General features: G+C 55.8%; 19 protein-coding genes. 11 read left to right on the top strand and 8 right to left on the bottom strand.

Translation table 11 applies throughout. From position 1 onward, the window contains the following. Positions 1–6 precede the first annotated feature (6 nt). Genes J2T58_RS01245 through J2T58_RS01230 form a run of 4 tightly spaced genes read left to right on the top strand, consistent with a single transcriptional unit; the run spans position 7 to position 3,757 of the window. Entirely contained in the window at positions 7–381 is a 375-nt protein-coding gene (locus tag J2T58_RS01245) for a cell division protein SepF (protein WP_253486803.1), read from the top strand. Further along, entirely contained in the window at positions 382–906 is a 525-nt protein-coding gene (locus tag J2T58_RS01240; RefSeq protein WP_253486801.1) for a ZPR1 zinc finger domain-containing protein, read from the top strand. It begins immediately after the preceding gene. Between the two features lie 6 nt (positions 907–912). Beyond that, complete coding sequence (locus J2T58_RS11170; protein ID WP_253486799.1) at positions 913–2,130, top strand: GntT/GntP/DsdX family permease; 1,218 nt, start codon at positions 913–915, stop codon at positions 2,128–2,130. Positions 2,131–2,176: 46 nt separating this feature from the next. Next, on the top strand, positions 2,177–3,757 hold the full coding sequence (locus J2T58_RS01230) for a small ribosomal subunit Rsm22 family protein (RefSeq protein ID WP_253486798.1): 1,581 nt from the start codon (positions 2,177–2,179) through the stop codon (positions 3,755–3,757). A gap of 108 nt (positions 3,758–3,865) precedes the next feature. Here the strand turns inward: J2T58_RS01230 and J2T58_RS01225 are convergent, their stop codons facing one another. The 3 genes from J2T58_RS01225 to J2T58_RS01215 all read right to left on the bottom strand — a co-directional run bounded on the left by J2T58_RS01225 (position 3,866) and on the right by J2T58_RS01215 (position 7,584). Beyond that, entirely contained in the window at positions 3,866–5,089 is a 1,224-nt protein-coding gene (locus J2T58_RS01225) for an NYN domain-containing protein (protein WP_253486797.1), read from the bottom strand. A 109-nt stretch (positions 5,090–5,198) separates the two neighbouring features. Then, complete coding sequence (gene purM / locus J2T58_RS01220; protein ID WP_253486921.1) at positions 5,199–6,191, bottom strand: phosphoribosylformylglycinamidine cyclo-ligase; 993 nt, start codon at positions 6,189–6,191, stop codon at positions 5,199–5,201. Beyond that, entirely contained in the window at positions 6,184–7,584 is a 1,401-nt protein-coding gene (locus J2T58_RS01215) for an aspartate kinase (protein WP_253486796.1), read from the bottom strand. Before J2T58_RS01215 ends, purM begins: the two co-directional genes overlap by 8 nt. Positions 7,585–7,647: 63 nt before the next feature. Here J2T58_RS01215 and tfrA point away from each other — a divergent pair, with 63 nt between their 5' ends. Together tfrA and tfrB are read left to right on the top strand one after the other, a co-directional pair. Then, positions 7,648–9,276, top strand: coding sequence for a fumarate reductase (CoM/CoB) subunit TfrA (gene tfrA, locus J2T58_RS01210; RefSeq protein WP_253486795.1), 1,629 nt, complete (start codon positions 7,648–7,650; stop codon positions 9,274–9,276). Further along, positions 9,273–10,733 (top strand): fumarate reductase (CoM/CoB) subunit TfrB, encoded by a 1,461-nt coding sequence (gene tfrB, locus J2T58_RS01205; protein ID WP_253486794.1) that lies wholly within the window; start codon positions 9,273–9,275, stop codon positions 10,731–10,733. Before tfrA ends, tfrB begins: the two co-directional genes overlap by 4 nt. A gap of 6 nt (positions 10,734–10,739) precedes the next feature. On the opposite strand, the gene J2T58_RS01200 is transcribed toward tfrB, so the two are convergent. From J2T58_RS01200 to J2T58_RS01185, 4 genes are all read right to left on the bottom strand, one after another. Continuing rightward, positions 10,740–11,966, bottom strand: coding sequence for a GAF domain-containing protein (locus tag J2T58_RS01200; protein WP_253486793.1), 1,227 nt, complete (start codon positions 11,964–11,966; stop codon positions 10,740–10,742). A gap of 56 nt (positions 11,967–12,022) precedes the next feature. After that, a complete protein-coding gene (locus J2T58_RS01195) occupies positions 12,023–13,186 on the bottom strand; it encodes an FAD-dependent oxidoreductase (RefSeq protein ID WP_253486792.1) in 1,164 nt (387 codons plus the stop codon). Between the two features lie 25 nt (positions 13,187–13,211). Then, positions 13,212–14,243, bottom strand: a complete 1,032-nt coding sequence (locus tag J2T58_RS01190; RefSeq protein ID WP_253486790.1) for an AI-2E family transporter — start codon at positions 14,241–14,243, stop codon at positions 13,212–13,214. Between the two features lie 72 nt (positions 14,244–14,315). Beyond that, the gene (locus J2T58_RS01185; RefSeq protein ID WP_253486788.1) at positions 14,316–14,816 is read right to left on the bottom strand and encodes a rubrerythrin family protein; all 501 of its coding nucleotides are present in this window, start codon (positions 14,814–14,816) and stop codon (positions 14,316–14,318) included. A gap of 87 nt (positions 14,817–14,903) precedes the next feature. Between J2T58_RS01185 and radC the strand changes: the two genes are divergently transcribed. Continuing rightward, positions 14,904–15,584: a RadC family protein gene (gene radC, locus J2T58_RS01180; RefSeq protein WP_253486786.1), complete on the top strand. Its 681-nt coding sequence runs from the start codon at positions 14,904–14,906 to the stop codon at positions 15,582–15,584. Here the strand turns inward: radC and J2T58_RS01175 are convergent. Beyond that, a complete protein-coding gene (locus J2T58_RS01175; RefSeq protein ID WP_253486785.1) occupies positions 15,558–16,181 on the bottom strand; it encodes a flavodoxin family protein in 624 nt (207 codons plus the stop codon). The genes radC and J2T58_RS01175 overlap by 27 nt on opposite strands. A gap of 147 nt (positions 16,182–16,328) precedes the next feature. On the opposite strand from J2T58_RS01175, the gene J2T58_RS01170 reads away from it, so the two are divergent. From J2T58_RS01170 to J2T58_RS01155, 4 genes are all read left to right on the top strand, one after another. Then, on the top strand, positions 16,329–16,571 hold the full coding sequence (locus J2T58_RS01170) for a zinc ribbon-containing protein (protein ID WP_253486784.1): 243 nt from the start codon (positions 16,329–16,331) through the stop codon (positions 16,569–16,571). 67 nt (positions 16,572–16,638) lie between these two features. After that, on the top strand, positions 16,639–16,764 hold the full coding sequence (locus J2T58_RS01165) for a desulfoferrodoxin FeS4 iron-binding domain-containing protein (protein WP_211530703.1): 126 nt from the start codon (positions 16,639–16,641) through the stop codon (positions 16,762–16,764). Between the two features lie 8 nt (positions 16,765–16,772). After that, positions 16,773–17,126: a carboxymuconolactone decarboxylase family protein gene (locus tag J2T58_RS01160; protein WP_253486783.1), complete on the top strand. Its 354-nt coding sequence runs from the start codon at positions 16,773–16,775 to the stop codon at positions 17,124–17,126. Positions 17,127–17,134: 8 nt separating this feature from the next. Then, positions 17,135–17,800 carry a peroxiredoxin gene (locus tag J2T58_RS01155; protein ID WP_253486782.1) on the top strand — a complete coding sequence of 222 codons (666 nt, stop codon included), beginning with the start codon at positions 17,135–17,137 and terminating at the stop codon, positions 17,798–17,800. Positions 17,801–17,825 lie beyond the last annotated feature (25 nt).

Raw genomic sequence — 17,825 nt, 5'->3', positions numbered from 1 at the left:
TTCTACATGGGATTTCTTGATTCCATCATTGGCGGAAAGGGAGCCACCCCCAAGGAAGATGATTATATGGATCTTGACCTTGCGGCCTACGAAGAGGCTGCGGGTGAAGAGCCTGCTCTGATGTATGTGAAGATAGCAACGATCAATGACCTCAAGGATACCCCCCGGGTCAAAGACGAGGTCTACAATAACAACATCGTGATCATCGATATCCAGAAGCTCAAACTCGATAAGATCACATTTGAGCGGGTGATGAAGGATCTGAAGGATGTGGCCAAGGACGTTAATGGTGATATAATCGGCATCGGCGACCAGCGGTACGTTGTTATAACTCCGACATCGGTGAAGATCTCACGGGAGAAGGTTGGCGGAGGCAACTAGGTGAAGCAGGCCCTCTCCGGACCCTGCCCCCTCTGTGGAACCGAGATTGACTATGTCTATCAGACCGAGAATATCCCGTTCTTCTCTGATATTCTTCTCATCTGCGGCCTCTGTGAGGACTGCGGATTCCGGCTGACAGATACGATGATCCTCACCGAGAGGGAACCGGTTCGGTTTGAGCTTCCGATAGAAGAGGCAGATGACCTCTCTGCCCGGGTCATCCGTTCGACATCGGGGAGGATCGAGATCCCGGAGCTTGGTGTCTCAGTCGATCCCGGCCCTGCATGCCAGGGGTTCGTCTCGAATGTGGAGGGTGTTCTTGTGCGCGTTGAGGGTGCCATCAGGACCGTTCTCCTCTCTGCCGACGATGATGAGAGGCGTTCTGCCATCGAGGGGCTTGAGCGTCTCGCAGATGCGAAGGAGGGGAGGATCCCCTTCACCCTGATCATCGAGGACCCCTCCGGAAACAGTGCCATCATCTCTGAGAAGGCATGCAGAAGCCCGCTTCCTGTCTCTGAGGAGTGAACCGGGGTGGATGCCCTCCCCGCATTCCTCATCTGTATCATTGCTATCACCGTAGCAACCGCCTATTTTCGTCTTCCGCCGTTTCCGGTTCTCTTTTCAGCCGCACTCCTCTTCGGCGGCCTGAGCGGACTCGATCCCGACACGGTTATTCATTCGGCAAGTGCCGGAGCAGGCCGTGTCTTTGCTATTCTTGGTGTTGCCGTCTGGGGGGGATCGATCATCGCCGCATCCCTTGCATCGGGGGGTGGGATCGCCCGTCTCCTTGCTGATCTCCGCACCATATCCGGACGGCCCGGCCTCCAGGCAGGGCTTGCCGGGTGGCTCCTTGCCGTCCCGTTCATGTGTGCGATAACTCCGTTCCTCGTCCTCGCCCCCCTCTTTCAGAGGATAACAACCGATCCGGCGTTCTCTGCGCGTCTCCTCTCGATCATCGCCATCGGTTCCATCTTCTCGTTCGTCCTCATCGCCCCTGCACCCGTGATGGCGACCCTCATTCAGACGCTGACACCCGGCGCTGATCCCGGCATCAACCGGATCACCCTCCCCTTCTCGCTTCTTCTTCTTGCGGCAGTCATCCTCGTTCTTTGGAGGGGGATATCCGGAGATTCCCCTGATACCGGCACCCCGGGAAGGCGGATTCCTGCATGGGCTCCGATTGCCACCCCGGTCATCATCATTCTCGCAGGTCTCATCATACCGGGAACTGGTATCCTCGGGTCTCTCCCCATCGCCTTCATTGCGGGTGCAGGGGTCTCCCTCATGCTGATAGCACCGGATCTCCGGCGGGAGACGGTGAGCAAAGGGACGAAACATGCCGGGGTGATCATCTTCGATCTCTGCGGTGCAGGTGCCTTCGGCGGTGTGATCGCCGCGAGCAGTCTCCCCGGGGATGCCATCGCGCTCCTTGGGATGGCACTCCCTCTCGTCATCCTGCCATTTCTCCTCGCCGCCATCATCCAGACCGCACAGGGGTCACGGGTCGTCACCGCAGTCATCACCGCAGATCTCCTCTCGGTAACAACGCTTCCGGAGATGATCCCTGCGGTGCCGCTCCTCCTGATGATCGCCGCCGGGACGATGGTCATCAGTTTTGCAAGTGATCCCTTCTTCTGGCTCATCAACAGAACCACAAACGACTCTGTCAGGGGGACGTTCATCACCTTCACCCTCCCGCTTGCCGGAGCCGGTCTTGCCACCCTCCTCCTGGCACTCCTCCTCCTCTGATCGATGGGGGGGATTCATCATCGTTCGGAGCCGATCTGTACAAAGGATGATGGACGAGACGATACAACAGAAGTTCCGACGGTGGACCGATGAGCGGCCATTCTTTCTCCTCTCAGAGTTCCATGCTCAAACAGGGGGTTTAACCGGATTCGATGAGCTGAAGGAGATGATCATCCCCCTCCTCCCCGGCTGCGGATGTGAGGCGCTCAGATGCGGGGATGATTATGCCATCCAGTGGCTAAAATCCCCTGCCTGCCTGCCTCACTATCCGGAATCGGGGTTTGAGCGCCTCCCTGAGGATATTGAGGATCGTATTCTGGAGTATATCAGCAGAAAAACCGGGAAACCCTGGGATGATCCGGTCACCCTTGAACGGATACGTGAGGCGGTGAAGAGCCAGAAAGAGACCTACTGGCAGGAGGGTGATGATCGGGCGATCCGGTACGGAAGCGGCTACAGTGTCTTTGCCTACCTCGCCTACCATCTTCCGGTCTATTTCATCCAGATGCGCCATCTCCTCTCCGAACTCCTTGTGGATCGCCTCCTTCCCGGCAGGATGGCAGTCCTGGATGTCGGAGCGGGGCCGGGGACGGTCACCCTGGCGCTCACCGATCTCCTCTCCGGTATGCCAGAGTGCCGGGCAACAATCCATGCCATCGAACAGTCAGGGGAGTTCATCGAGGCATACAACGCCATCACCCGGAGTTATACAGAGAGATCCGGGTCAGTCACCGCACCAGCCCCGTATGCCGCCGATATCAGTGATCCTGCATCCCCCCTTCCGGACGGACCGTATGACCTCATCGTCTGCGCAAATGTCCTCAATGAGATCTCTGATGCGACTGCCCGTGAAGAGGCGGTGATGAGGCTTGCAGAACGGCTCCGGGAGGACGGCACCCTTCTCATCTGTGAACCTGCGGATCTGGCCAATGCAACTGCGCTCCGAAACCTCTCCCGCCGCCTTAAAGGCCGCGGTCTCTCCATCTACTCCCCCTGCAATGATATCCGGGGCGTCCCCTGCATGGTTGAGCGGTGCTGGACCTTCACCACCTTCCCTGAGATCCGGTCAAACCGGCTGATGGTGGCGGTGGCAAAGACGCCGGAGAAGTACCGGTACCTCAATACCGATATCAAGGTCTCCTATGCCATCCATCGGAAGGATGGAAAGAAGAAGAGTTCGTACCGGGTGGCGCCGGGTGTGAAGGCCGAGCGTCTCTCCCGCCTCCAGCTCCATGAAGGGAAGCGGATCAATCTCATCGCCTCGAAGATCTCGGGCAATATCGGGGATAAGGAGACCTTCCTCTACCGTATCTGTGATGGAACCGGGAAACGTGAGGTCTATGCAGCTCTCCCGATCTATCATCAGAGCGAGAGGAATCTTGCTCTCCGCTCTGCCGGGTATGGATCCGTTCTCAGGTTCGACCAGATTCTTGTCCGGTATCACAAAAAATACGATGCATTCCATCTTCTTCTGACGAAAGACTCAACCATAACCCTCATAGATGGTACTCTGAAGGAGGCGGATCAGATACAGGTCTCTGAAGAAAAACAGAAGAAGAAACAGGGATCAGTGAAGGGACGTCGTGATGGTAAGAAACCCGATGTAGGCAAGCGCAAGAAAAAGTGAGGTGAGGAGGGCCATCACTTGCAACCTCTCCTCAAGAGTTGAAACCTGCATCTATATCAGACTGGATTTAATTTCTGATTATTGTATCGATCCATTTTTGATGAGCCTTCACTTCACAACCCGTTCGACCATGGCATCATCCATATCAGGGAAGATCCGTTTCAGCGACTCCCGGACAGATGCAAGGTAGATCGCCTCGATATCATCTGCCGTCCTGATCGTATCATTGAGAATCTGCGGGGAATCGATCGGCGGGACCATCGGATCCTTCCGGTAATACCGGAATACCCGCTCCTCCCCTCCCAGGCCGAAGAGGAGCCGGTTTAAGGTTGCCCTCGAGACTGACCCCTCGATCTTCGGATGGATGGCAGATGCGATCTCATGGATTGAGCGGGGCCGCCTGTCCCGGAAGGTCTCAAGGATCTGCTCGAAAATCCGGTTACGAACCCCACGATCCCCGATGAACCTGAGGCGTGAGTTGAGGCAGGTGGCAAGGCAGTCATCTGCGTCGATCCGGACGGGATCGATCTCATCGATATCCCGGAAGGTGACGAGGGGATGCCCTGTCCGCCTGTCGGTGATGATCTCACTGACGAGATCCCCTTTCAGGGACGAGATGAACTTCTTGAAGGATGAGAAACCGAGCCTCTTCTCAGAGAAGGAGGGGTTGATCCGGATCAGCTGGTTCTTGAGATCCGAGAGGAAGACCGGCCCCTCTTCGGTCCGTGTCCTGACAAACCTGATAATGAGATCGCGTGCGGCGATCCGATCCTCTTCGATGATCGCCGGATCCTCCTCTGACTCCGGCCCGTCACGGGCCATCTCGATGAGGCCAAGGAGCTCATCCAGTGACTGGAATTTGGTGCAGTTCTCCTTGATGGCGCTCCCGACAGAGCTGTCAAACCCGAGGAGATACACCCGCTTCCCCCGTGCCCGGAGCCTTCTGATCAATGGGATGAAATCGGTGTCCCCTGATCCGATGATGAAGATCTCTATATGGGAGAGGTGGATCATATCCTCAAGCACATCAAGTGCCATATCCATGTCTGCTCCGTTCTTGCCCCGTGAACTCGTCTGCGGGAGATGGCGCATCTCAAAGCCGTACTTGACCAGTTTCTTCACATCTGCTGCACACTCGCCGGCTGACCAGTCTGCAAATGCCTTCCGGATACAGATCTCCCCAAGGGATGCGGCATAGTCGATGATCGGGCCAAGGGAGAGGGGCCCTTCAAGTGTCGGGTAGGACTGCCCCGCTGAGATGGCAAGGTTCTCATAATCGAGATAGATGGCACAGAAGAGTTCCTTCCGCTCTTCAAATCGTGTATTTTCCATAGTGTTTTCAGCCCCGGATGGGTAGTATCGGCTATCTGATACTCTCGCGGGAGAAGAGAAAAAGGGGTTGGTTTCTGGTTGTATCGTGTGGAATGATCGATGAGAGGAGCTATCTGATCTCTCTTCCCTTCAGCCGGATACCTTTCTCAGGAATAACCCGGCCGACGACCTGGGCACCCGGGATCATCTCCGTGATGACCGGTACACTGGAGGCCGGGACGATGAAGGCATAGCCCATCCCCATATTGAAGGTCCGGTACATCTCATCCTCATCCACATTGCCCTTCTCTGCAAGCCAGGAGAAGATACCGGGAACGGGCATCGGATCGTCAAAGGAAAATCCGTACGGGCCGACTCTCAGGAAGTTCAGGAGTCCCCCGCCGGTGACATGGCACATCCCATGAACCTCGCAGGCTTCACAGACGGAGAGTACCTCTGCATAGATCCTGGTCGGGGTGAGGAGGGTTTCACCAACGGTCCTCCCATCCGGGAGGAGGGTGTCGTATCCTCCATGTCCGAGGGCAATCGTCCGGGCGAGGGTGAGGCCGTTTGAATGCACCCCGCTGGATGGTACGCCAACGATGATATCACCGGGTGCAACGGCGGATCCGGTGATCACCTTCTCACGTTTCTGGACACCCAGGCATGTGCCTGCGAGATCAAGCCCGTTGACAAGCCCTTTGAGGGTGGCCGTCTCGCCGCCGACGATATTCATATTCGCCTGCCGTGCCCCCTCGTTAAGCCCCTTGCCAAGAGCCCTCATCTTCTCCGGATCGAGGGAGTCGGTCGCGATATAATCGACGAATGCCACAGGTTCAAGGTTCATCACATAGAGATCATTGACATTCATGGCGATACAGTCGATCCCGACCGTCGTCCAGTCCATGAGGGCGTCTGCAACAAGCATCTTTGTACCGACGCCATCGGTCGCCATCGCAAGGACATAGGGTCCAAAATCGATCAGTCCTGCAAAATGACCGAGATCCCCGACCATGCCGAACTCCCCGGTACGGCGGTATGTTAATGATCCGATCAATGCTTTGACGGCATCTGCCTCGAGATCGATATCGACCCCGGCATCACGGTAGGTTGTGTTACTCATCATCGACCTCCGAGAGGCGGTACTCATCATGGAGCACCTGGACCGCCCGCGGCCCGTCAGTCTCCCTGACGACAAATGATATATTCACCTCAGATGACCCCTGGGAGATCATCATCACGTTCACACCGGCTCTCCCGAGTGCCGAGAAGATCCTGCCACTGGTCCCGGGTGCTCCTGCCATTCCTGCACCGACGACGGCGATTACAACGATATCCTTATCGGCGTTGATCTCGCGGACATATCCCCGGTTCTTGATCTCATTGAGCGATTCAATTGCCGGGATCAGATGATCCTCGTCGATGACGAGGGTGATATTTGCTTCAGATGATCCCTGTGAGATGAGCATCACATTCACCTCGCGGTCGGCGAGCCCCGAGAAGATCGCTTTTGCGACACCGGGCCGGCCTGCCATCTGGGCTCCGCCGATGGTAAGGAGTGCGACATTCCTGATGATCGAGATCGCCTTGACGACCCGCTTCTCCTGTCTTGCCGTCCGGACGATGGAGGTGCCGGGGGAGGATGGGTTGAAGGTATTCTTCACCCGGACCATAATGCCCTTCGCCATCGCAGGCTCAACCGACTTTGGATGGAGCACCTTTGCACCGAAGTACGACAACTCCATCATCTCAAGGTATGAGATCATCGGGATCACCCGTGCCTCCCTGATCATTCTCGGATCTGTCGTCAGGACGCCATCGACATCGGTCCAGATCCAGATCTCGTCGGCATTGATCCCTGCACCGATGATCGACCCGGTGTAGTCGGATCCACTCCTCCCAAGGGTGGTCACATATCCCTCCTGGCTGCACCCCATGTACCCCATGATGACCGGGACACATTCGGTGAGAAGGGGGCCGACCCTCCCTGCAATCCGGTTATAACTCTCCGGAAGGGCCACCGCTCCGCCATGGCACGAATTTGTGATGATCCCTGCCTCACACCCGTCAAGGACGGTCGATGGGATGCCGGCCTCCCTGAGTGCGGCTGAGACGATCGATGCAGAGAGCCGCTCCCCAAAGGAGAGGATATAATCCTTTGATCTCGGGGTCAGCTCTCTGAGGGTGTGCACAGCGCTGAGAATATGTTTCAGTTGTCCGAGCCGGTCATCGATGTACTCTCCGACCTCCTCAAGGGAGCCGGGTGCAACCGCTTCCAGCGTCTTCATATGCCGGGTTCGAAGCGCACGGATCAGCGCATCAATCGGGGGATGTTCTGACGCGGTGACAACCTCCTGTGCCGTCGCAACAAGCTGATCGGTCACCCCGGTCATCGCCGAGACGACGACGGCGAGCTCATCACCATTCTGACGGTGTGCTGCAAGGATATCCACCACGCGGGCGATGCAGGTCTCATCCCCTACCGATGTGCCGCCAAATTTCATTACAAGCCTCATTTCCTGGCTCACCATACTCCACGATGTATTTTATGTTATTGCACGGCAGATCGTTATAATACGATGGGTGCGATAGAGAGAGAGGATTGCCACGTTCTCGTCATCGGGAGCGGTGGTGCAGGGATCAGGGCCGCACTTGAGGCCGCGGAGTATGGGGAGACGATCCTGATAGGGAAGACGATCGCCGGGAAGGGCGGCTGCACGGTCATGGCAGAAGGTGGCTATAATGCAGTGCTCAGGACCGATGATACCCTCAGCGGCCATCTTGACGATACCCTCAAAGGCGGAGGGTACCTCAATGATCCTGCTTTGGCTGAGATCCTTGTCAATGAAGCACCGGATCGGATCAATGATCTCCTCCGCTTCGGTGCCGTCTTTGATGCCGATCCCACCTGTACAATCGCTCAGCGCCCGTTTGGTGGCCAGCGATACCCGAGAACCTGTTATGCAGGTGACCGGACCGGCCATGAGATTGTCATGACCCTCCTCGAACGGCTCCGTTCATCCGATGTCGTGGTACGAAATGAGGTTGCTGCCCTTGAGCTTGCAAAGGATGGCGATCATGTATCCGGTGCGATCACATCCACAAGGGATGGTGCTATCGGTGCCATCGCAGCCGATGCGGTCATCCTTGCAACCGGCGGTGCAGGACAGATATATGATATCTCCACAAACTCGACCGCCGGGACCGGGGACGGATATGCACTCGGCTACCGTGCCGGTGCCGAACTGATCGATATGGAGATGGTCCAGTTTCATCCGACCGGTGCGGTCCATCCCTATGATGCACGCGGCAGGCTCATCACCGAGGCGGTGAGGGGGGAAGGCGGCATCCTGAAAAATGCCCTCGGAGAGCGGTTCATGGCACGGTATGATCCCGACAGGATGGAGCTCTCGACACGGGATGTCGTTGCCCGATCCATCGCAACCGAGGTCCTGGAAGGGAGGGGGACTGAGCGGGGTGGTGTCTGGCTTGATGTGACACATCTTCCGGCGAAGCAGATTGAAGAGCGTCTCCCCCTCATGCTTGAACAGTTCCTCAGGTTCGGGGTTGATATCCGGACCGGGCCGATGGAGGTTGCACCAACCGCCCACCACATGATGGGGGGCCTTCGGATCAGACCCGACTGCCAGACGACGCTCCCGGGACTCTTCGCATGCGGTGAGGTTGCCGGCGGGGTGCATGGGGCCAACCGGCTTGGAGGAAATGCCCTCGCCGAGACGCAGGTCTTCGGGCGGCGTGCAGGGGAGGCGGCAGGCCGGTCGAAGGAGCAGGGGCGGCGGATCGATCTCGACCAGATCGCAGCCGTTGAGGCGGGGATTGCAGCGTACGGAGAGGGCAGTCTCCGCCCATCTGATGCGGTGGCGAGGCTGAAACGGGCGATGTGGGACGGTGCCGGTATCTACCGGGATGCCGCCTCCCTGACACAAACCCGTGAAGCGGTCCTTGATCTCATCTCCACACCCCTCTTTGCCGCATCCGGGCCGGAGATCCTGGATGCATGGACAGCAGGAAACATGATGCTTGTTGCCGGGATGATCCTCGACGGTGCACTGATGCGTGAGGAGTCGAGGGGTGCGCATGTCAGGAGGGATTGTGCGGTCCGCTGGGAGGCATTGGCTTCCCCGTACGGCCATACCTTCATCTCAAAATCCCATCGGGGTATTGAGCTGCTCCGGAGGTTCCCATGAAAGAGATGACGTTTACAATCCAGAGGTTCGATCCCGAAACGGAATCGGGACCACATTGTGAGAGCTATATGGTCAGGGTTAATGACGGTGCCCGGGTCCTTGATGCACTTGAGGCGGTCCGGCGCGACCATGACCCCTCGCTTGCGATCCGGTCATGCTGCCGGGCAGGCCAGTGCGGCTCCTGTGCCGTCCGGATGAACGGGAGCCCGGTCCTCGCCTGCATGGAGGAGGCGGCAGATGGCATGATCATCGAACCCCTTGACCTCCCGCTTATCCGGGATCTCGTCACCGATATCGCCCCGGTTCTGGAGCGGCTGGCAACCATCCTCCCTTCAGAGGTGGGGGACGGTCTTTCGCGGGAAGAGGTCGAGCTGATCAAGCCGCTTCGTGAATGTATCGAATGTCTCAGCTGTGTCTCTGTCTGCCCGGCATTGAAGGTCACCGACTTTGCCGGTCCGACAGCCATGCGCCAGGAGATGCGGTGTGCCCTGGATCCGAGGGATACCCGGGATCGGATCCCCGAATCGATAGAACGAGGTCTCTTTGCCTGCACAACCTGCCACCGCTGTGTCGAGGTCTGCCCAAAGGAGATCGAGATCCCCGGAAAGGCAATCGAGAAACTCCGGGAGCGGGCAAACCGTGCCGGGCTCACCCTCCCCCGCCATCGTGCGGTTGCGGATCTTATCGAGCGGACCGGGAGGAGTGTGGAGCGATCTGCCGCGACCTTCCTTGAGCAGGTGCCTGAGGTGATCGAGCCGGACGGCCCGGTGAAGATGACGATCGGCTTTTTTGTCGGCTGCATGTTCAATGGCAGGGTCACAAAGCCGGCCCTCGATGCGATGGAGGTGATGAAGAGAAACGGCATCCGTGTCGTCATCCCGCATGAACAGGTCTGCTGCGGCTCCCCGCTCATCCGGACGGGTCAGACGACGTTTGTTTCGGAGCTGAAGAGGAAGAATATCGAGGCATTCACCTCACGGGGGATTGAGACCGTCATGACGATCTGTGCCGGCTGTGGTTCGACCCTGAAGAATGATTATGATACCCCGTTTACCGTGATGGATATCACCGAGATCCTGGTGAAGGCGGGCTTTGAGCCCCCGGCGAAGCTTCCGATCACAGCGACCTACCATGATCCCTGCCATCTCCTGAGGGGGCAGGGGATCGCTGACCCGCCACGAACAATCCTTGAGCAGGTGGTGGAGCGGTATATCCCGATGCCAGCCCAGTGCTGCGGTGCCGGCGGCGGCGTCCGTTCCGGCCAGCCTGAAGAGGCGGCAGCTCTTGGCAAACTCAGGGGTGAGGCGATTGAAGCGACGGGGGCGGATATCGTCGTTACAATCTGTCCGTTCTGTGAGTTCCATATCCAGGAGCAGACCGATACACCGGTGAAGAACCTCGCATCCCTGATGCTTGAGGGGTATAGAAAGAAGGATCAGAAGAAGGGCGGGGATTGATCTTTTTTACTGTATGAATCTTTTTTCCCGTGCGAGTGTCAATCCGATGATCTCTCCGGCAATTCTGAGCAGCCTGCTCTCCTCCCCCTTCCATAATAAGGGATCTGCCGGATTGTAAACTTCGATAAACCCGCAGATTCCGGAGGGTGAACTGATCGGGAAAGCGATGAGCGATCGTGCCCCGACCTTTTCAAGATGCATCCGTTCAGCCGAAGCACTCTCAGGGAGGAGATCGGGATCCGGGATCGTTACAACTTTTCCGATAGAGATCTGGCTTGTCCACCAGGGGAAGGCGGTAAGCGGAAGATTATCCTCATGTTGCGGGAGCGGAGATATATCGGGTGCATCCCAGCCATGGAGGCGTCGCATCACCCCCTCATCTGTGATGATGACGAGGCTGACACGCTCCGCTTCCATCATGGTTCCGATGAGGGAGAGGACGTCATCGGCAACCGGTGAGAATGATCCGGATCGCATAATCCGGTCGGTTATCGTTGTCAGGATCCTCTCTGCCCGGAGATGCTGGCGGAGATGCTGCTCAAGCTGGCGTTCAGTGGTCCGGTCGATGACGATGAAGACGACCTCATCCTCTCCTGATGCAGCCCCCTGCGCTTCGAAAAACCTCTCCTCGCCGTTAATCATAAGGGTGTATGAGAATTCTGCAATCTCTCCCCGCCGTGCTGCGCCAATCGCCGCCATCGTTGCTTCAGCGATCGGTGGTGGAAAGAGATCATGGATATGCTTGCGGAGGGCAAAATCCGGGGGGAAGACCAGCTCTCCGGATTCAGGGGGATGCATCTCGGAGAACCTTCCTTTTGCATCGAGGACGAAGATGTATCCTGGAAGGGCATGGATGAGCGCGCTATACCGCTGGCTGACCCTGTCAGGGGTTGCCATCGGGTTGCCATCAACGACGAGAAGCTCCCCTTCGACCCCTCCGGCAACCTGCTGGAAGAGGCATCGGATATGATACCGCTTTCCCTCAGCGTTCTCGATGGTACAACCGACCCTCCCCGGCATCCCGAGAAATGCCATATTGATTGCATACCGGCAGCGATCACGATCATCAGGGGTGATGAACTCTGCGAGGGCTCTCCCCTGCAGTTCCTTCTCCGGTATATCCAGCAGACGGGTGAGGAGAGCACCGGTCTGGAGGATGACACCCTGCCCATTGAGGTGTACACTATCATAGGCAATTGCATCTCCTCTCTGTCTCTCTCCGTCTCCTGGCATAATCTTATTGTATACAATTCTATGTATATAGTATTCACTTTATTGATGGGGCGGGGCTACTCCTTTGTCATCAGGTATTCATGCGCTTCGAGAGCCGCTTTTGCCCCCTCCCCCGCTGCGATGATGATCTGCTTCCCTTTGATCGCGGTCACATCTCCTGCTGCAAAGATCCCGGGAACCGTCGTATGGCAGTTTGGATCGACGACGATCTCACCCTGGTCATTCATCTCGAGGAATCCGTTTAAAAATCCTGTATTGGGAATCAGACCGATCTCGATGAAGACCCCGTCCGCAGGAAGTGTCTTCTCCTCTCCGCTCTCCCTGTTTCTGATCACAACCGAACGGACGAATTTGTCACCACCGATTCTGGCGACATCATACCCGGTATGGATACTGAGATTCTCCAGATCCTCAAGCTGCCGCTCAAAGACCTCATCGGCGCGGATACTGCTCCTGACGATGAGATGAACGTCCATTGCAATCTTTGCCATCTCGATGGTGGTCTGGACGGCAGAGTTTCCACCACCGACGATCACAACCGTCTTATTCCGGTACAGGGGCCCGTCACAGGTCGAGCAGATTGAGAGACCTTTTCCAAGGAACTTCTCTTCCCCTTCAACCCCGAGCATCCGGGGATGCTTCCCGGAGGCGATGATGACACTCCGGGCGATGAAGGCCTGATCTGATTCGGTTCTGATATGAAAGCGTCCATCACCCATCGCTTCTATGCGGGAGACACGATCAAGTTCCAGATTGACACTCTGGGTATGCACCTGCTCTTCGAACTTTGCCATCAGATCCGATCCGGTGATCATCAGGTACCCCATATAGTTCTCAATCGCCCAGCTCTCATTCGACTGACCACCGATATTCTCCGAGATCACCAGTGTTGAGAGGAGCTTCCGGGCTGCGTAGACCGCTGCGGTCAGCCCGGCCGGTCCTGCACCGATGATGACCAGATCATATGCTCCCCCGGCATCCTCAATCCCGAAGATCTCATTGAAACGTGCAGTATCAAAACCGATGATCACCTCCCCGTCAATGACCGTCACGGGTACTCCCCGCTGGCCGGAGATCCGGATCATCTCCTTTGCATCGTTGATATTCTCCGGTCTCCCGACATCAATAACGCTGTAGGAGATATTCTTCTTGTTGAGGTACGCCTTCACCATCGCGCAATATGGACAACGCTCGGTAGAATAGACGATTATGTCGCTCATACCTCAAAATGGATATGAGATCATATTATGCTTTGGGAGCTTCGGCCTGGCCTGCCGCGGTCTGGAGCTCCCTGATGACGATCTGGTATCCCCCGATGATCAGCGAGAGGAGGAGGGGACCGAGGATGAACCCGACAATACCCATCACCGACATCCCTCCGAAGAAGCCGATGAAGATGACGACCGGGTTTATTTCCACCCTTTTGCCCATCAGTACCGGCCTCAGATAGAGATCGGTTGCCACGCTGAGCACCGGGTAGCCGATGAAGAGGATGAGAAGAAGTGCCCGGATATCCCCGATGGAGAGGGCATACAGAGCAAGGAATGCAAGGATGATAAACGGGCCAAGGAATGGTACAAGGGCAAAGAGTGCACAGAGGACTGAATAGAAGATGATATGCTCATATCCAAGGAGCCAGAAGAAGGGGAGAGCCAGGAAGAAGGTTATCACCGCTATTGAGAAATGAACAACATATATCGAGTAGAGTGTGTCGCTCACCCTCTTCCAGATGATGCTGATATTTTCGCGGGAGCGTCCATACAGGCCTTTGCTGATGTCATCCCCGATCCCCTGCCCCTTGTAAATAAAGAGGTAGAGGGAGACGATGAAGAGGATCAGCTCAACCCCAATCCTTGGAACCGCCATGAGATATGCAAAAATTGTATCCCGCACCGTTATGAGGAGTGTATTTATCATATCCTCAAATCCGAGATCCGGTATGGAGAGGAAGAACTCGGTCTCAAAAGCTCCCTTAAAGCCATCGATCATACTTGAGATGAGGGAGATCAGGTACTCCATATTCTGATAGAGGACGGTTCCGGTGAGAATCACCGTCACAAGCAGGGTGAAGACAACCCCGAAGGTTATCAGCATTGCAGAGAGGGCCGGGGAAATTCTCCTCGCAAGCCGCTCCTGGTATGGGATGAGGACAATTGCGAGTGAGAGAGCAAGGACAATGACACGCATCAATGGAAAAAAAGCAATGAAGGTGATTAACGCAATCAGCCCGACGATCCCTAACGAGAGGCGATCAACAGAGTTCCACCTGAATGTCACAGAATGAATTGTAGGTATAATAGTAGATGAATGTTTGCAAAAATCTGCTGAGAAAAAAGTGAGAGCAGGCTTCTACTCAACGTTTTGGAAGCTTGTCCCGGGAACACCGCAGATCGGGCACTTCTCAGGCAGATCCTGAAGGGCAATATTTCCACAGACCGGGCAGAGTCTGACATCTTTGACGACGATATCATCACCCTTTGTGACCGCCGCAAGGGCATCCTTATACAATCCGGCATGCACTTCCTCAGCCTTCATCGCATGGGTGAAGGTGATCTCGGCATCCTTCCGTCCCTCTTCCCCGGCACGCTTGATGAACTCAGGGTACATCGTCATGAACTCATGCGTCTCACCCTCGATACCCCCACTCAGGTTCTCTGCCGTTGTTCTGATCAGCCCTGCGACCCTGAGGAGGCGCCTTGCATGAATCTCCTCGGCCTGGGAGGCTGCACGGAAGAGGCGTGCCACATTTGCATACCCGTCTTCCTTTGCCTTCTCGGCAAAGATTGCGTACTTCCTGTTTGCCTGTGATTCGCCGGCAAATGCCTCCATAATATCCTGTTCTGTTGCCATACCTCTTCAATAGCCCTGGTACAGGAAAAATGTTTTGGTGATGCCGAACGACATCCTTAACCGGAGCAGGCAAGAAACAAAGATAGAATGAAGCTCCGGCCGGAAGTACGCCATATCAGGGAGACCCCGGTGATCGATCGCCCCAGAGAGAGGATTCTCTCACGGGGGGCCTGTACCCTCTCGGATGATGAACTGGTGGCGGCGATCATCGGCAGGGGGATCCGGGGACATGACGTCACCACCCTCTCAGCGAAGATAAGTGCCTGTCTCCGGGAGAAACGGGACGCGGTCACATGCGAAGACCTTCTGAAGATTCAGGGCGTCGGGGAAGCGAAGGCCTGCCAGATACTTGCTGCAATCGAGCTGACGCGGCGATTTCTTGATACGACATTCCGACCAAAAATAACACAGCCTGAGGATGCCCTCCCCTATGCCGAGTCGATCAGGCGTGAGCGGCAGGAGCATGTCATCTGTATCACCCTCAATGGAGCCCATGAGCTGATCGGGTACAGGACCATCACAAAGGGGATCCTCAATCAGAGCCAGATCCATCCACGGGAGGTCTATGCGGATGCGATCACTGACCGTGCCGCCTCGATCATCCTGATGCATAACCATCCCTCCGGGAGCCTGACACCAAGCAGTGATGATATTGCGGTCACAAAGAAGCTCGCCGAGGCCGGGGAGGTCCTTGGAATCCGCCTCATCGATCACATCATCGTCTCTGAGAAGGGGTTCTGTTCACTCCATGGAGAGGGCTACTTCTGATTTTGCTTTTTCAATCTCCTCACCAAGGGCATATCCCTTCTCATAAGCCTCTTTCAGCACCTCTGGCCGGGTTGTGATATCCCTGACATTGTCCATATCCGGCAGAAGAACCTTCTTCCAGAGTGGACAGTCGGTGATCTCACCGAAGGCATGCATCGTCTGCAGGAGCCCGGCGAAGAGATTTGGTATATTCATCCCCGCAATAGAGAGGAGGAGCATTTTACGGATCTTTCGCTCTTTTGGTGTTACAAGGGGTTCGCCCCTCTCATACTTTGCCATGTAGAAGACCTGGAACCGATCAAGGAAGGACTTGAGCGCACCCGGCACCCCCATCGTCATGACGGGGGTGGCGACGATCAGGCCGTCAGCATCCCGTATCTTCGTGTAATAGGTCTCCATATCGTCTTTTATTGCGCATTCAGCCTTGGTTTTGCATGCAAAGATCTCCATGCAGGGCCTGATCTGAAGTCTTGGAACATGGATCACCTCAACTGAACAGCCGGCCTCCTCTGCTCCCCGGACAGCTTCCTGGAGGAGCTTTGCGGTATTTCCCTCCTGGCGGGGGCTTCCAAGGAGTGCGACAAGATTGCATCCCATGCCCCCTTTCTCTACCTGTGCAAAGATAAGCCTTTCAGCCGATTGACGGGTCCAGTGATGTCTCATGCAGGTATTCTCTTTTATTCAGTTCCTCATTGAAAATAGTTATATATTCTTAGGTTCTATCCACGTTCTGGTGAAAAACCAATGGGAAATCCAGAAGAACGTTGTGAAATTGCAAAGGCTGGAACGAAGGCAAACCCGGGCAAGTATGTCTGCATCGACTGCGGTGCTGAGATGGTCCTGAGCAAAGTCGAGGAGGATCTCAGAAAATGTCCGACCTGCGAGTGCGCTGAGTACCAGTGCTTCCCGATGACCCATATCAGGCCTGACATCAAGACTGCCGAGGATGTAAACCAACCTCCAAAACGCGGTGGATCTAACATCTAACGTCTTTTTAGTGCTTTGTGCAGCAATGCACCGTCAGGCAGGAGAATAATCGAAAGAGGTGTTGAAAATGGTCAATGTATCTGAAGAAGGGCAGATCTTCGTCTGTGAGATCTGTGAAAACGTCGTCGAAGTGAAAGAGGTTGGCGGAGGAGAGCTGATCTGCTGCGGCCAGCCAATGGCACTGAGGGAGTGAACGGTACTATGGATCAGAAAGCGAAGGATCTCCAGTCGCTTGAGGAGAAGATCGGAAAAGTCCCGGTCTTCTTCCGTGGACTGATGGAGAAGGAGCCGGATATGTTTGAGATGGTCATGAAATTTGACCAGCATATCTGGGCTGACGGAGCACTTGATCGAAAGACCAAGAAGGTGCTTGCCATCTCAATCGCCGCTGCTCTCCGGGATGAACATGCTGTTCGAGCCCAGCTTGCCGGTGCAAAGAAACTTGGGGTGACTAAGGAGGAGATCGAGGAGGGTCTTCGGGTCACCTTCATGCTCTCCGGGATGCCTGCCTATGTTCATGGCAAGAGTGCCATGGAAGAGATTATGAAGGAGTGATTCAATTGATGTGCGATGATATGGATATCTGCTGTGAATGCCCCCCGGTGATGCCGAGGATCGGAGAGGAAGCCCCGGATTTTGAGGCTGTGACGACACATGGTGTCATGAAATTATCCGATTACAAGGATAAGAAGTGGGTCGTCCTCTTCTCACATCCCGCAGACTTCACCCCGGTCTGCACGACCGAATTCATGGCGCTTGCAGCAGCGGATGATGAGTTCCAGGCACTGAATGCCCAGCTTGTCGGCCTCTCGATTGACAGCATCCATTCACACCTTGCATGGGTGCGAAACATCAAAGAGAAGATGGGGGTGAAGATCCCATTCCCGGTGATAGCTGACCTGGATATGCATGTCGCATCACTCTTTGGCATGATTCATCCAAACCAGAGCAGCACTGCTGCGGTCCGTGCAGTCTTCTTCATTGATCCCTCGATGATCATCAGGGGTATCCTCTATTACCCGCTCTCAAACGGGAGAAATATCCCCGAGCTCGTCCGCCTCTTAAAGGCGTTCCAGACGAGCGACACGCACAGTGTTGCAACACCTGCAAACTGGCAGCCTGGAGACAAGGTTGTGGTTCCCCCGCCCAAGACGGTTGAGCAGTCCGAGATCCGGGATAAAGAAGGATACGAGTGTAAAGACTGGTATCTCTGCTTTAAAACCATCTAACTATTTTTTTATGAGCAGTGGGGCT

It is taken from the genome of Methanocalculus alkaliphilus, from assembly GCF_024170505.1.
Taxonomy (GTDB): domain Archaea; phylum Halobacteriota; class Methanomicrobia; order Methanomicrobiales; family Methanocorpusculaceae; genus Methanocalculus; species Methanocalculus alkaliphilus.
This window is presented reverse-complemented; position numbering and strand designations above follow the sequence as displayed.